This is a genomic window from Isoptericola variabilis 225 (assembly GCF_000215105.1).
Lineage (GTDB): Bacteria > Actinomycetota > Actinomycetes > Actinomycetales > Cellulomonadaceae > Isoptericola > Isoptericola variabilis_A.
In genome coordinates this window covers 578,997-592,548 of sequence record NC_015588.1, presented here as the reverse complement: position 1 = coordinate 592,548, position 13,552 = coordinate 578,997, and the positions used below count along the sequence as shown (strand labels likewise).

Here is a 13,552-nt window from a genome sequence, read left to right as displayed (position 1 = left end):
GCGCTCGGGGCACCTTCCCTACGCCGTGGCAGGCAGTCTCCGGTCGACCCAGCGGACCAGGCCCGCGAGCACGAGGAAGACGACGGCGACGAGCGCCGCGTTCGTCAGGGCGCACAGCGCGACGACGAGGTGCGCGAGCCGGACCGCGGTCCGCGAGGGGGCGCGCGACGGCGCCTCGGCGAGGGTCACGCGCTCGTTCTACCAGGCGAGCGCGCTCGGCGCCGCGGATACAGTGGACGCCATGCCGTCGCCCGCCGAGCCCGCTCGTCCCGCGCAGGGCGCGGCCTTCTTCGACGTCGACAACACGATCATCCGGGGCGCGAGCGCGTTCCACCTCGCGCGGGCCCTGTACCAGCGCCGGTTCTTCGGGACGCTCGACCTGCTCCGCTTCGGGCTGATCCAGGCCAAGTACCTGCTGTTCGGCGAGTCGAGGACGCAGATCGAGACCGTGCGGTCGAAGGCGCTCGCGCTCATCGGGGGCCGCTCCGTCGCGGAGATCACCGCGGTCGGCGAGGAGGTCTACGACACCGTCCTCGAGTTGCGGATCTTCCCCGGCACCAAGCGGCTGCTCGACGAGCACGTCGCGGCCGGGGACCAGGTGTGGCTCGTGACGGCGACGCCGGTCGAGATCGGCGGCCTCATCGCCCGCCGCCTGGGCGCGACGGGCTGCCTGGGCACGATCGCCGAGCACGTCGACGGCTTCTACACGGGGCGGCTCGTGGGCGACCTCATGCACGGCGAGGCCAAGGCGGCGGCGGTGCGCGAGCTGGCCGAGCGCGAGGGCATCGACCTGTCCGCCTCGTACGCCTACGGCGACTCGCTCAACGACCTGCCGATGATGCGCTCCGTCGGGCATCCGTGCCCCATCAACCCCGACGCGCGGCTGCGCCGGTACGCCAAGAAGGTCGGCTGGCCGATCCGGGAGTTCCGCGGGCGCGGGCAGCGCGTGGCGGGTCGCGGAGTCAGGACGGCGTCGTGGGCCGGCGCCGCGTGGGTCGCGGGCCTCGTGCTGCGGGCCGCGCAGCGCCGCATCCGCGGCCGCTGGGGCTGAGGCGGCCGCTCCCCGGACGGAGTCCGGCCCGGGACGCGACGAGCCCGGCACCTCGAGAGAGGCCCGGGCTCGGTGCGGCTGCCCGCCGTGGCGGGCGCGACGTCACTTCTTGTTGCGGCGCTGGTGACGCGTCTTGCGAAGCAGCTTGCGGTGCTTCTTCTTCGCCATGCGCTTGCGGCGCTTCTTGATGACGGAGCCCATACGGTCCTCACAATGCTGGGTCGAGTGGTGGAACACGGTTGGTCCCACGCTCCCTGCGCGCAGGGTGGTCGACCAACACGGAAAAGTCCGTCCCTCAGGGTACCCGATCCCCGGGACCGCCCTCGAACCGGAGGCTCCGCACCTCAGTCGAGCATGGTGTCCAGGCCCCAGTGGGGGAACACGCTGCGCCGGGTCGCGAGGACCGCGCGGTCGACGGCGTCGGCGGGGTCGAAGCCGGCACCCCACGGCCGGAACTCGACCGGTCCGGCGCCGAGCGTCCGCGCCGCGGGCAGCCCCGAGATCTCCTCGACCGCGACGCACCAGCCCTCGGGCAGCGGCGTGCCCGGCTCGAGGGGCGCGTGCACGGCCTCGGCCACGAGCGCGGACCACACCAGGGGCACGACGTCGACGACGGCGTACCCGCCCCCGCCGAGGGCGACCCACCGCCCGTCGCACAGCTCGTGCGCGAGGTCGTGGACCCACCGGGCCGCGACGACCTGCGCCTCGACGCCGACGTCGAGGTCGGTCAGCGGGTCGTTCCCGTGCGCGTCGCAGCCGTGCTGCGACACGATCGCCTGCGGCCGCAGCTCGCGCAGCACGGCCGGCACGACGGCGTCGATCGCCCGCAGCCACCGCGGCCCGTCGGTGCGGGGCGGCAGCGCGACGTTGACCGCGGTGCCGGGCGCGCGGTCGCCGCCGGCGTCGGCGGGGCTGCCCGTGCCCGGGAAGAGCGTGTGGCCGTCCTGGTGGACGGAGACGGTCAGGACGCGGTCGTCGTCCCAGAACGCCGTCTCGACGCCGTCGCCGTGGTGCGCGTCGAGGTCGACGTACGCGACGCGCTCGGCGCCCAGGTCGAGCAGGCGCTGCACCGCGGCCGCGGCGTCGTTGTAGATGCAGAAGCCCGACGCCGCGTCGCGGCGCGCGTGGTGCATGCCGCCCGCGACGTTGACGCCGTGCAGGACGCCGCCCGCCCACACGGACTCGGCCGCGTCGACCGAGGCGGCCACGATGCGCGCGGCGGCCTCGTGCATGCCGGGGAACACGGGGTCGTCCTCGGTGCCGAGCCCCCGCGCCCGGTCCGGCTCGCCGGTCGCGGCGGCGCGCCGGACGGCGTCCACGTAGTCGGCGTCGTGCACCGTGCGGAGGACCTCGTCGGAGGCGGGCACGACGTCGGACACCTCGAGGCCCGGCGCGTCGAGGAGGCCGAGCTCGCGGGCGAGGCGCATCGTCAGGTCGAGGCGGGCGGGCGCCATCGGGTGGCCCGGGCCGAAGTCGTAGCGCAGGAGCTCGGGACTCCACAACAGCCGGGCGACGCGCATCCCGCCACGGTAGCCGAACCCGTGGCAGGCTGGGTCGGCACGCTCCGTCGCCGAGACGGGGCGTGCGGGGTGATCGCACGCGCGGGACGGAGGACGGCTGCCGGTGACTGTGAGGTGGCGCAGGGGCCGCACCCTGAGCGAATGGGCCGACCAGGCCGCCCGCGAGTACCCCGCGCGTCTCGCGATGGCCGTCTTCGCCGCCGTCGTCGCGATCTTCACGCTCCTGCTGAGCCTGCCGTTCGCGACGGCCTCGGGCGAGCGCGCGCCCTTCGCCGACGCGCTGTTCACCGCGACGTCGGCCGTCTGCATCACGGGCCTGACCGTCGTCGACACCGGGTCCTACTGGTCGGACTTCGGCCGCGTCGTGATCCTCACCGGCATCAAGGTCGGCGGCCTCGGCGTCATGACGATCGCCTCGCTGCTCGGCCTGGCGGTCTCGAAGCGGATCGGCCTCACGCAGCGCCTCCTGACGGCGTCGGAGGTCAAGGCGAGCAAGCTGGGCGACGTCGGCACGCTCCTGCGCATCATCATCCTCACCGCGACCGCGATCGAGGTCGCCATCGCGCTGGTGCTGCTGCCGCGCTTCCTCGTGCTCGGCCACGATCTCGGCGAGGCCGTGTGGCACTCGGTGTTCTACGGCATCTCGGCGTTCAACAACGCCGGCTTCGTCCCGACGACCGACGGACTCGCACCGTACGCGGCCGACTGGCTCGTCGTCGTCCCCATCGGTGTGGGCGTGTTCATCGGCTCGCTCGGCTTCCCCGTGATCCACAACCTCCTCCAGACCCGGGGCAGCGGCCGGCGCTGGTTCGCCAGCTGGTCGCTGCACTCGAAGCTCACGATCACCACGAGCGTCGCGCTCGTCGCGGCGGCCATGGTCCTGATCGGCGCGCTCGAGTGGAGCAACGAGCGCACGATGGGCAGCCAGGACTTCTGGCACCGCCTCCTCACGGTGTTCTTCACCGCGGTGAACCCGCGCTCGGGCGGGTTCTCCACGGTCGACGCGGGCGCCCTGCGCCAGGAGACCTGGCTCGTGACCGACGCGCTCATGTTCGTCGGCGGCGGGTCGGCGTCGACCGCGGGCGGCATCCGGGTCACGACGCTCGCCGTCATGCTGCTGGCGATCCTCGCCGAGGCCCGCGGCGACCGGGACATCGACGTGTTCGGCCGCCGCATCCCCCGCGACACGCTCCGCCTCGCCATCGCCGTCGTGTTCATGGGCGCGACGGCGGTGCTCGTCTCGTGCATCGCGCTGCTCCAGCTCACCGACCACGACCTCGGCCCCGTCCTGTTCGAGGTCATCTCGGCGTTCGCGACGGTGGGCCTCTCCACGGGGATCACGCCCGGCCTGCCAGACGCCGCCAAGTACTGGCTGTGCGCCCTCATGTACGTGGGTCGCGTCGGCCTCATCTCCCTGCTGGGCGCGCTCGCGCTGCGCGACCGGCGGCGCATCGTACGCTTCCCCGAGGAGCGGCCGATCGTGGGATGACGACCGCAGCTCAGGCCGACGGAACGCCGAGAGGAACGATCAGTGCCCCCCGAGAAGAAAGCCCGCGAGCCGGAGCGCGACGCCGGTGTCCTCGTCATCGGCCTCGGCCGGTTCGGCTCGTCCCTCGCGTTGACGCTCGACCGCCTCGGCCAGGACGTGCTCGCCGTCGAGCGCGACGAGGGTCTCGTCGCGCACTTCTCGGGCCGGCTGCCGCTGGTCGAGGCCGACGCCTCGAACCCCGAGGCGCTCGAGCAGCTCGGCGCGCGCGAGTTCGGCGTCGCGGTCGTGGGCGTGGGCACCTCGCTGGAGGCGTCGGTGCTCATCACGGGCAACCTCGTCGACCTCGGCACGCCGCAGATCTGGGCCAAGGCGATCTCCGCCGAGCACGGACGCATCCTCACCCGGATCGGTGCCCACCACGTCGTCTTCCCGGAGGCCGACGCCGGCTCGCGCGTCGCGCACCTCGTGAGCGGCAAGATGCTCGACTACATCGAGGTCGAGGACGGGTTCACGATCGTCAAGATGCGTCCGCCGAAGGAGATGCAGGGCTTCACGCTCGCGCAGGCGAACATCCGGCAGCGGTACGGGGTGACCGTCATCGGCGTGAAGTCGCCCGGGCTCGAGTTCCAGTACGCGACGCCCGAGACCCGGGTGAGCGCCAACGACCTCATCGTCTGCTCGGGCCACGCCGAGCTCCTCGAGCGGTTCTCCGCGCGCCCCTGACCCCCTCGCGAGGTAGCGCGTTCCCCGCCGAGGTAGCGCGTTCCCCGCCGAGGTAGCGCGTTCCCCGCCGAGGTAGCGCGTTCCCCGCCGAGGTAGCGCGTTTCGCGACGAGGTAGCGCGTCCTGACGCGCTACGTCGTCGTGAAACGCGCTACCTCGCGGCCGAGAGCGCTACCTCGCGGTCAGGGGGTGCGACGGCGGAGCGTCGCGACGCCGAGCACGACCGCACCCACGATGAACGCGACGATCACGCCCACGGCGCCGCGCACGTCGACCCACTCTCCCCCGGCGGCGAGGTCCTGCATGGCCTCGACGGCGTAGGTGAGCGGGAACGCCCGGGAGAGCCACTCGAGCACCTGCGGCATCTGGCCGCGCGGCATGAGCAGCCCGCACGTGATGAGCTGCGGGAAGATGATCGCCGGCATCATCTGCACGGCCTGGAACTCGCTGCGCGCGAGCGCGGACGCCGCCAGCCCCAGGCAGGAGCCGAGCACGGCGTCGAGCAGCGCGACGACGATCACGAGCCACATGGGCCCCGCGACGTCCATGCGGACGAGCGTCGCGAACCCGACGACCACGAGCGCCTGGACGAGCGCGAGCGTAGCGAAGGCAAGGGCGTAGCCACCGACGAAGTCGCCCTTGCCCAGCGGCGTCGTCATGAGCCGCTCGAGGGTGCCGGACTGCCGCTCGCGCAGCGTGGCGACGCTCGTCACGAGGAACATCACGACGAGCGGGAAGAGCCCGACGAGCACGGGGCCGAACTGGTCGAGCACCGGCGTGCCGTCGAACATCCACGCGACGAGCCCGAGCAGCAGGCACGGGAGCACGAGGATGAGAGCGACCGTGCGGTGGTCGAAGCGCAGCTGGGCGAGCACCCGGGCCGCGGTGGTCCACGTGAGCGTCATCGTGCCGTCACCCCCTCCTGCGGGGCGCGCTCGACGAGCGCGAGGAACGCCCGCTCGGCGTCAGGGGCGCCGGTCGTGCGCAGGAGCTCGTCGGGCGTCGTGTCGGCGACGAGCGCGCCGTCGCGCAGGAGCAGCAGCCGGTCGCACCGATTGGCCTCGTCCATGACGTGGCTCGACACGAGCAGCGTGCGACCGTCGGCCGCGAGCCGACGGAACGTGTCCCACAGGTCGCGCCGCAGCACGGGGTCGAGGCCGACCGTCGGCTCGTCGAGCACGAGCAGCTCGGGCTCGCCGACGAGCGCCGCCGCGAGCGAGACCCGCGACAGCTCGCCGCCCGAGAGCGTGCCGACCCGCTGCTTCTCGTGCCCGCCGAGGTCGACGGTCGCCACCACCCGGGCCACCGCCTCGCGGGTGCCCGACGCCGGCACCCCGGCGAGGCGGGCGAAGTAGCGCGAGCCGCACCGTCTCGCCGTACTCGGTGTCCCACACGCCCACGACGGCGCGCACGAGCCGCTCCCCGAGCGTGTCGACCGGACCGTCGGCGGCCGCGCGCACGATCGCCGCCGGGTCGACGTCGGCGAGCCCGAGCGTCGCGGTGAACAGGTGGGCCTTGTCCGCGAACCAGTGCCGCACGGTGCCCGGGTCGACACCGGCCCGCCGCGCGACGCCGCGCAGCGACGCGGCGTCGTACCCGCGCTCGAGGAACCCCTCCCGCGCCGCGGTCAGCACGAGCGCGCGCGTGTCCTGGCCCGCGGGCCGGCGCCCGCGACGGCTCGGGATGGCGGCGTCGGGCACGGCTCAGCCCAGCTCGGCCGCCAGCTCGCGCGCCCGGTCCCGGGCCGCCTCGAGCGCGTCGAGGAACGCGGCGCGCACGCCCCGGTCGTCGAGCCGCCGCAGCGCCGCGACCGTGGTCCCGCCCGGCGAGGACACGCGCTCGCGCAGCGTCACCGGGTGCTCGCCGGTCTCGTCGAGCAGCCGGCCGGCCCCGAGCACGGTCTGCACCGCGAGCGTGCGCGCGACGTCGCGCGTCAGGCCGAGCAGCACGCCCGCCTCGGCCATCGCGTCGACCACGTAGAACACGTAGGCCGGGCCCGAGCCGGCGAGCGCCCCGACGGCGTCCATGTCCTTCTCGGCGACCCGGACCACCAGGCCCGAGCCCGACAGGATGCCCTCGACGAGCGCGAGGTCCTCGTCGCTCGCCGCGGAGCCGCCCACGATCGCGGTGACGCCCGCGCCCACCTGGGCCGGCGTGTTGGGCATGGCGCGCACGACGGCCGTCCCCGCGGGCAGGCGCTCCTCGAAGAAGCGCAGCGGCAGGCCGGCGGCGACGCTCACGACCACGGCGCCGGGCGCGAGCGCAGGCCCGATCGACGCGAGCATCGCGGCGACGTCCTTCGGCTTGACCCCGACCACGACGACGCGCGCGTCCGCGACCGCCGCCGCGTTGTCCGTGGTCGTACGCACGCCGTAGCGGGCCTCGAGCTCGCCCGCGCGCCCGTCCCGGCGCACGGTCGCGACGACGTCGCCCGGCGCGACCCCGCTCGCGAGAGCGCCCGCGAGCACCGCCTCGCCCATGTTGCCCGTGCCGCAGAACGCCACGCGCGTCCCGGTGATCCCCGTGATCTGCTCGTCCACGGGGACAACCGTACGCGGCGGCGCCCCTCCCGGAGCCCGCGCGGCGCTACAGCGGGAACGCCGAGTAGAAGTCCTCGACGAGCCCGGCCGGCCCCGTCGCCTGCAGGACGACGGTTCCGTTGCGCCACGTGACGACCGCCGTGCCGTCCTCGGCGCCCGGCGTGACCGCGTACGTGCCCGCGCTCTCGCCGTCGACCGTCACGTCGCCCGACATCGTGGCCTCGCCCGCGTCGGCGAGCAGGTCGTCGAGCACCCCGCCGGCCGTGCGCTCGTCGCCCCACTGGCCCACGACGAGCCGCACGACGGCGGCGCCCGCGGCGTTCGCGTCCGGCCCGTCCGCGTACGCGAGCGTCCATGCCTCGACCGCGTCGCGCTCGTCCTCCCAGTCGGCGCGCGGCTCGACCGCCCGCAGCGCCAGCTGGAGGACGGTGTCGGGCAGCGCGGTGAGCAGCGCGGTCTGGTTCTCCGGCCGGCCGGTCGGCTCGACGGTCGGCGTCGGCGGCGGGGCCGTCACGGTGGCGGCCGGCGTGGGGTCGTCGGACCGCGCGAACCCGGGCCACACGAACGCGGTGAGCACGGCGACGAGCAGCACGACGCCGAGCGCGAGCCCGGCCACGACGCGGCGGCGCCGGCGCAGCACCGCGGCGGACGGCCGCCGGTGCACGCGGTCGCCCGGCGACCGGTAGTCCGGGGAGAGATAACTGGGACGGCTGCCGCCCGTCCGCTGACCGCTCATCGTCGTCCTCTCGTGCGCCGGCCCGTTCTGCCGGGCTGACGGAACCATAGACCTTCTGCACGGTACGTCCGCGGACGGTCCTGTCGGTGGCTGCCCCTAGCGTGTGTCGGCGTGAGCACCTCGACGACGCGCGCCGCGCGCGCGACCAAGGCGTCCCGGCCCGCGTACCGCTGCACCGAGTGCGGCTGGACGACGGCGAAGTGGGCCGGCCGCTGCGGCGAGTGCCAGGCGTGGGGCACGGTGACCGAGGAGGGTCCCGCCGCGGCCGGCCCGCGCACGGTCGCCGTGACGCCGACCCGCTCGCCGGCGCGGCCCATCGCGGAGATCGACATCGACGCCGCCCGGGCGGTGCCGACGGGCGTCGCCGAGCTCGACCGCGTGCTGGGCGGGGGGCTCGTGCCCGGCGCGGTCGTGCTGCTCGCGGGCGAGCCGGGCGTCGGCAAGTCGACGCTGCTGCTGTCGGTCGCGTCCAACTACGCGCGCGGTCTCGACGGCGTCGACGCCCGCACGGTCCTCTACGTCACCGGCGAGGAGTCTGCGGGGCAGGTGCGGCTGCGGGCCGAGCGCGTCGGGGCGCTCGCCCCGAGCCTGCTGCTCGCGGCCGAGACCGACCTCGCCACGGTGCTGGGCCACGTCGAGGCCTCCGAGCCGGCGCTGCTCGTCGTCGACTCGGTGCAGACCATCGCCTCCGCCGAGGTGGACGGCGCGCCCGGCGGCGTGAGCCAGGTGCGCGAGGTCGCGGCGGCGCTCATCGCGGCCGCCAAGGAGCGCCAGGTGCCCGTGCTGCTCGTCGGCCACGTGACCAAGGACGGCACGGTCGCCGGGCCGCGCACGCTCGAGCACCTCGTCGACGTCGTGTGCCAGTTCGAGGGCGACCGGCACTCGCGCCTGCGCATGGTGCGCGCGGTGAAGAACCGGTACGGCCCCACGGACGAGGTCGGCTGCTTCGAGCTGTCCGAGTCCGGGATCGTCGGGCTGAGCGACCCGAGCGGGCTCTTCCTGTCGCACCTCGGCGCGGGCGTGCCCGGCACGTGCGTGACCGTGACGGTCGAGGGACGGCGTCCGCTCGCGCTCGAGATCCAGTCGCTCGTCGCGCCGTCGCCGCTGGCGAACCCGCGCCGTACCACGAGCGGCCTCGAGTCGTCGCGCCTCGCGATGATCCTCGCGGTCCTGCACCGGCACGGCGGCCTGCGGCTGGCCGACCAGGACGTGTACGTCTCGACGATCGGCGGCGCGCGCGTCACCGAGCCCGCCGCCGACCTCGCGACGGCGCTCGCGATCGTCTCGGCGCGCACGGGCGAGGCGCTGCCGCCCGGCACCGTCGCGGTGGGCGAGGTCGGGCTGGCGGGCGACATCCGGCCGGTCACGGCGATCGACCGACGGCTCAGCGAGGCCGCGCGGCTCGGGTTCGTGCGCGCCGTCGTGCCCGCCGGGACGGCCATGACGGCCCCCGCGGGCCTCCAGGTCCTCGAGGCACGGCACATCGCCGAGGCGGTCGAGCTGGCCGGGGCCGCTCCCGCGCGCGGACGCGAACGGCCGTCGGACCGCCCCGCATCGTAGGATGCGGTGGTGGCCCCTTCCAACGCGCACCCCGACGCCCTGCTCAGGGAGACCCTGGCAGCGGTGGCTCCCGGGACGGAGCTGCGCGACGGGCTGGAGCGCATCCTGCGCGGCCGGACGGGCGCCCTCATCGTGCTGGGCCTCGACAGGACGGTCGAGGAGATCTGCTCCGGCGGGTTCGTGCTCGACGTCGAGTTCTCCGCCACGCGGCTGCGCGAGCTGTCGAAGATGGACGGCGCCGTCGTGCTCGACCGGGACGCGATGCGCATCCGCCGCGCCGCGGTCCAGCTCCTGCCCGACCCCTCGATCGAGACGAGCGAGTCCGGCACCCGCCACCGCACGGCCGAGCGCGTCGCCAAGCAGACGGGCTACCCCGTCATCTCGGTGAGCCAGTCGATGCGGATCGTGGCGATCTACGTCGGCAGCGTCCGCCACGTGCTGGAGGACTCCGACACGATCCTCGGGCGCGCCAACCAGGCGCTCGCCACGCTCGAGCGGTACCGCGCGCGGCTCGACGAGGTGTCCGGCACGCTGTCGGCCCTCGAGATCGAGGACCTGGTCACGGTGCGCGACGTGTGCTCCGTCGTCCAGCGCCTCGAGATGGTGCGCCGCATCTCCGAGGAGATCGACGGCTACGTCATCGAGCTCGGCGTCGACGGCCGCCTGCTCGCGCTCCAGCTCGACGAGCTCATCGGTGGCATCGGCGCCGACCGCGACCTCGTCGTGCGCGACTACGTGGACCTCGAGCGCTCGGGCCGGTCCCTGGCCGACGTGCAGGCCGACCTCGCGGCGCTCGACTCCGCGCAGCTGCTCGACTTCGGCCACGTCGGCCGCGTGCTCGGCCTGCCAGGCGGCGGCGTGGCGCTCGACGCCGCGGTCGCGCCGCACGGCTTCCGCCTGCTGTCCAAGGTCCCGCGCCTGCCGTCGGCCGTCATCGACCGGCTCGTCGCGCACTTCGGCGGGCTGCAGAAGCTCCTCGCCGCGAGCGTCGACGACCTCATGGCCGTCGACGGCGTGGGCGAGCAGCGCGCCCGCGCGATCCGCGAGGGCCTGTCCCGCCTGGCCGAGTCGAGCATCCTCGAGCGCTACGTCTGACCCTCCCGTGTCAGAAAGGTGGTGGGCTGGAGCCCACCACCTCTCTGACAGCTAGGGCTTCTTGCCGTTGTTCTCCCCGCCGCGCGGCCGGTCCTCCGCGTCGTCGGGCTTGCCCCTGTCCTTCTCGGCGTCCTCGGCCGTCGGCGCGGCGCTCGGCTCCGCGCTCGGCTCGGCCGCGGACGGCTCGGGGCTCGGGGTCGGGGACGCGCTCGCGGGCGCGGCCACCGTGAACGTCACGACGTCGCTCTCCGCACCCGGCACGTCGGCCATGGTGACCTTGGCCTGGTACGTCCCCGGCGTCACGGGCGGCTGACCGCCCTCGCAGCCCGGCACGGTCCGCACGGAGGACCACCGCACCTCGCGCGGGGGCGCGGCGTCGCCCGGGCCGAGCATGAGCTCCTGGGTCCCGCTCGCGCAGTCGGCCGACGACCACACGCGGTCCTCGCCCGACGCGTCGGTGATCGTCACCGCGAGGCTCGCCGCACCGCCGTCGAACAGGCACGGGACGCGGCCCACGTTCTCGACCCCCACGGTGAAGACGAGCGGCTCGCCCTCGCGGACGGACGTGGCGCCGGCCGTCAGGGTGAGGTCGACCTCCTGCGCGGTGCACGTGCCGGCCGGGCCGGACACGTCGAGCGGCTCGGGCGGCACGGCCTTGTCGGCGAGCAGCTGCGGACCCGGGTCGGGCCAGGCCTCGCGCACCGCCTCGACGGCGCGGCCGATGCCGTACCCGCCGAACGTGCCGGCGGCCACGAGCGCGGCGGCCACGAGCAGCGCGAGCGTCCCGGGGCGACGGCGTCCGGTGTCGGCGCGACGCCGGGCGGAGCCCCGCCGGGCTCCTGAGGCGCGTGACGACGAGCGGTTCGACCGGGCGCCCGCGCGCGACGCGCTGCCGGGCGCCTGGAGGTACGACGTCGTCGCGACGGCGCGCTCCCCGCGGCGGGCGGACGACGAGGACGAGGACCTCGACGGCGTCGCACCGGAGCGGGTGGACGCGCCGCGCGTCGACGTGCCCCGGGCCGCCGTGCTCCGGGTGGACGACGAGCGCGACGACGCACCGCGACCCGACGAGGAGCGCGGGGCGGGCTTCTTCGCGCCGGAGCCGCGGGACGTCGAGCGTCCGCGCGGCGTGCCGCCGCCGCGTCGCCGGTCGTCCGCAGATGCCACGCGCTTCCCTCTCCTCCAGACCTGAGCCGACGGTCGTCCGGTACGTGCCCACCACGGTCGGCGCCACCGTACGACGCCGGCGCGCCCCGTCCCCGGAGCCGCGCCGCACATCGTCTCAGGCGACGGCCCTCGCGCGCACGCGGGGGTCGCCAGACGGCCGGCCGTGGGCCAGAATGGTCGCTCGTGCCCACCGACCACGCCCGACTCGTGGACCGGGTCACCACCTGGTACGACGACGTCGCGCGCGACCTGCCCTGGCGCAGCCCCGACCGGACGCCATGGGGCGTGCTGGTGAGCGAGGTGATGCTCCAGCAGACGCCCGTCGTGCGGGTCGAACCGGTCTGGCGCACGTGGATGTCCCGCTGGCCGACGCCGACCGACCTCGCTGCCGCCTCGACCGCCGACGTGCTGCGCGCGTGGGACCGCCTCGGCTACCCGCGGCGCGCGCTGCGGCTCGCCGAGTGCGCCCGGACGATCGTCGACCGTCACGGCGGCGAGGTGCCCGACGACGAGGCCGCGCTGCGCGCGCTGCCCGGCGTCGGCGAGTACACGGCCGCGGCGGTGCGGGCGTTCGCGTTCGGCCGCCGCGCCGTCGTCGTCGACACCAACGTGCGCCGCCTGCTCGCGCGCACGGTCGCCGGCGCCGCGCTGCCCGCGCCGTCGTACACGGTCGCCGAGCGCACGCTCGCCGAGACCGTGGCCCCGCCCGAGGACGTCACCGCGGCACGCTGGGCCGCCGCGTCGATGGAGCTCGGTGCGGTGGTGTGCACCGCGCGCGCCCCGCGGTGCGGCGCGTGCCCGGTGCGCGACCTGTGCACCTGGCGGGCCGCCGGCCACCCGCCCGACGCGCACGCCGGCCGCCGCCGGGTGCAGGCGTGGCACGGCACCGACCGGCAGGTGCGCGGCCGCGTGATGGCGGTGCTGCGCGGCGCGACCGGACCGGTGCACCGCGACCTGCTCGCGGACGTCGGCAAGGACCCGGCCCAGGTCGAGCGGTGCCTCGCCGGGCTCGTCGAGGACGGGCTCGTCGAGCAGGGCGCCGACGGGCGCTACGCGCTCCCCCTCGCACCCGCCTGAGCCGGGCTCACAGGTCGAGCAGCATGCGCGAGTTGCCGAGGGTGTTCGGCTTGACGCGGGCGAGGTCGAGGAACTCCGCGACGCCGTCGTCGTGCGAGCGCAGCAGCTCGGCGTAGACCTCGGGCGTCACGGGCGTGCCGTCGATCTCGCGGAACCCGTGCGCCGTGAAGAACTCGACCTCGAACGTCAGGCAGAACACGCGGCGCAGGCCGAGCGCCCGCGCCCGGTCGAGCAGCGCCTCGACGAGCGCGTGCCCGACGCCGCGCCCGCGCCAGGCCGGGTCGACCGCGAGCGTGCGGACCTCGGCGAGGTCGTCCCACATGACGTGCAGCGCCCCGCACCCGATCACCGCGCCAGGGGTGCCGTCGTCGGGCACCTCCTGCGCGACGAGGAACTCCTGGACGGCCTCGTAGTAGCCGACCATCTCCTTGGCGAGCAGGATGCGCTCCTGCGCGTACGGCTCGACGAGCGCACGCACCGCCCGCATGTCCGCCGGCAGCGCGGGGCGGACGGTGAACGAGGCGTCGCTGGTCACCGCGTCACTGTACGACGGCGCCACCGGGTGCCCGCGGGACGCGCCACGTGGTGGGCACGG

At 75.2% G+C, this 13,552-nt stretch carries 15 protein-coding genes and 2 pseudogenes; 7 read left to right on the top strand and 10 right to left on the bottom strand.

The genetic code is table 11. The features are described 5' to 3' along the window. Nucleotides 1-18: 18 nt before the first annotated feature. Nucleotides 19-189: a hypothetical protein gene (locus tag ISOVA_RS16680; protein ID WP_013837740.1), complete on the bottom strand. Its 171-nt coding sequence runs from the start codon at nt 187-189 to the stop codon at nt 19-21. Between the two features lie 52 nt (nt 190-241). Here ISOVA_RS16680 and ISOVA_RS02760 point away from each other — a divergent pair, with 52 nt between their 5' ends. Continuing rightward, nucleotides 242-1,051 carry an HAD family hydrolase gene (locus tag ISOVA_RS02760; RefSeq protein ID WP_013837739.1) on the top strand — a complete coding sequence of 270 codons (810 nt, stop codon included), beginning with the start codon at nt 242-244 and terminating at the stop codon, nt 1,049-1,051. A gap of 102 nt (nt 1,052-1,153) precedes the next feature. Here the strand turns inward: ISOVA_RS02760 and ISOVA_RS15905 are convergent, their stop codons facing one another. Both ISOVA_RS15905 and ISOVA_RS02755 read right to left on the bottom strand, forming a co-directional pair. Next, nucleotides 1,154-1,252: a 30S ribosomal protein bS22 gene (locus ISOVA_RS15905; RefSeq protein WP_003792170.1), complete on the bottom strand. Its 99-nt coding sequence runs from the start codon at nt 1,250-1,252 to the stop codon at nt 1,154-1,156. A gap of 143 nt (nt 1,253-1,395) precedes the next feature. Beyond that, a complete protein-coding gene (locus ISOVA_RS02755) occupies nt 1,396-2,571 on the bottom strand; it encodes an acetoin utilization protein AcuC (RefSeq protein ID WP_013837738.1) in 1,176 nt (391 codons plus the stop codon). Between the two features lie 103 nt (nt 2,572-2,674). Between ISOVA_RS02755 and ISOVA_RS02750 the strand changes: the two genes are divergently transcribed. Both ISOVA_RS02750 and ISOVA_RS02745 read left to right on the top strand, forming a co-directional pair. Next, nucleotides 2,675-4,060 (top strand): TrkH family potassium uptake protein, encoded by a 1,386-nt coding sequence (locus ISOVA_RS02750; protein WP_013837737.1) that lies wholly within the window; start codon nt 2,675-2,677, stop codon nt 4,058-4,060. A gap of 42 nt (nt 4,061-4,102) precedes the next feature. Continuing rightward, nucleotides 4,103-4,783, top strand: a complete 681-nt coding sequence (locus tag ISOVA_RS02745) for a potassium channel family protein (RefSeq protein WP_013837736.1) — start codon at nt 4,103-4,105, stop codon at nt 4,781-4,783. A gap of 181 nt (nt 4,784-4,964) precedes the next feature. Here ISOVA_RS02745 and ISOVA_RS02740 read toward each other — a convergent pair whose 3' ends face one another. From ISOVA_RS02740 to ISOVA_RS02725, 5 genes and pseudogenes are all read right to left on the bottom strand, one after another. Then, nucleotides 4,965-5,687, bottom strand: coding sequence for an ABC transporter permease (locus ISOVA_RS02740; RefSeq protein ID WP_013837735.1), 723 nt, complete (start codon nt 5,685-5,687; stop codon nt 4,965-4,967). Continuing rightward, nucleotides 5,684-6,139: pseudogene (locus ISOVA_RS02735) on the bottom strand (ATP-binding cassette domain-containing protein); the annotation flags it as partial. The gene ISOVA_RS02740 and the pseudogene ISOVA_RS02735, both read right to left, overlap by 4 nt. Before the next feature lie 151 nt (nt 6,140-6,290). Beyond that, nucleotides 6,291-6,416: pseudogene (locus ISOVA_RS17415) on the bottom strand (helix-turn-helix domain-containing protein); the annotation flags it as partial. 69 nt (nt 6,417-6,485) lie between these two features. Continuing rightward, entirely contained in the window at nt 6,486-7,322 is an 837-nt protein-coding gene (gene proC / locus ISOVA_RS02730; protein ID WP_013837734.1) for a pyrroline-5-carboxylate reductase, read from the bottom strand. Nucleotides 7,323-7,368: 46 nt separating this feature from the next. Further along, complete coding sequence (locus tag ISOVA_RS02725) at nt 7,369-8,058, bottom strand: hypothetical protein (RefSeq protein ID WP_013837733.1); 690 nt, start codon at nt 8,056-8,058, stop codon at nt 7,369-7,371. A 111-nt stretch (nt 8,059-8,169) separates the two neighbouring features. Between ISOVA_RS02725 and radA the strand changes: the two genes are divergently transcribed. Both radA and disA read left to right on the top strand, forming a co-directional pair. Beyond that, nucleotides 8,170-9,618, top strand: a complete 1,449-nt coding sequence (gene radA / locus ISOVA_RS02720; protein ID WP_013837732.1) for a DNA repair protein RadA — start codon at nt 8,170-8,172, stop codon at nt 9,616-9,618. Nucleotides 9,619-9,627: 9 nt separating this feature from the next. Then, nucleotides 9,628-10,713 (top strand): DNA integrity scanning diadenylate cyclase DisA, encoded by a 1,086-nt coding sequence (gene disA, locus ISOVA_RS02715; protein WP_013837731.1) that lies wholly within the window; start codon nt 9,628-9,630, stop codon nt 10,711-10,713. A 51-nt stretch (nt 10,714-10,764) separates the two neighbouring features. Here disA and ISOVA_RS16675 read toward each other — a convergent pair whose 3' ends face one another. Then, nucleotides 10,765-11,481: a hypothetical protein gene (locus ISOVA_RS16675; protein WP_013837730.1), complete on the bottom strand. Its 717-nt coding sequence runs from the start codon at nt 11,479-11,481 to the stop codon at nt 10,765-10,767. A 34-nt stretch (nt 11,482-11,515) separates the two neighbouring features. On the opposite strand from ISOVA_RS16675, the gene ISOVA_RS02705 reads away from it, so the two are divergent. Further along, nucleotides 11,516-11,905: a hypothetical protein gene (locus ISOVA_RS02705; RefSeq protein WP_013837729.1), complete on the top strand. Its 390-nt coding sequence runs from the start codon at nt 11,516-11,518 to the stop codon at nt 11,903-11,905. 158 nt (nt 11,906-12,063) lie between these two features. Then, nucleotides 12,064-12,957 carry an HhH-GPD family protein gene (locus ISOVA_RS02700; RefSeq protein ID WP_013837728.1) on the top strand — a complete coding sequence of 298 codons (894 nt, stop codon included), beginning with the start codon at nt 12,064-12,066 and terminating at the stop codon, nt 12,955-12,957. Between the two features lie 7 nt (nt 12,958-12,964). Here the strand turns inward: ISOVA_RS02700 and ISOVA_RS02695 are convergent, their stop codons facing one another. After that, complete coding sequence (locus ISOVA_RS02695; protein WP_041294747.1) at nt 12,965-13,492, bottom strand: amino-acid N-acetyltransferase; 528 nt, start codon at nt 13,490-13,492, stop codon at nt 12,965-12,967. Nucleotides 13,493-13,552: the final 60 nt, after the last annotated feature.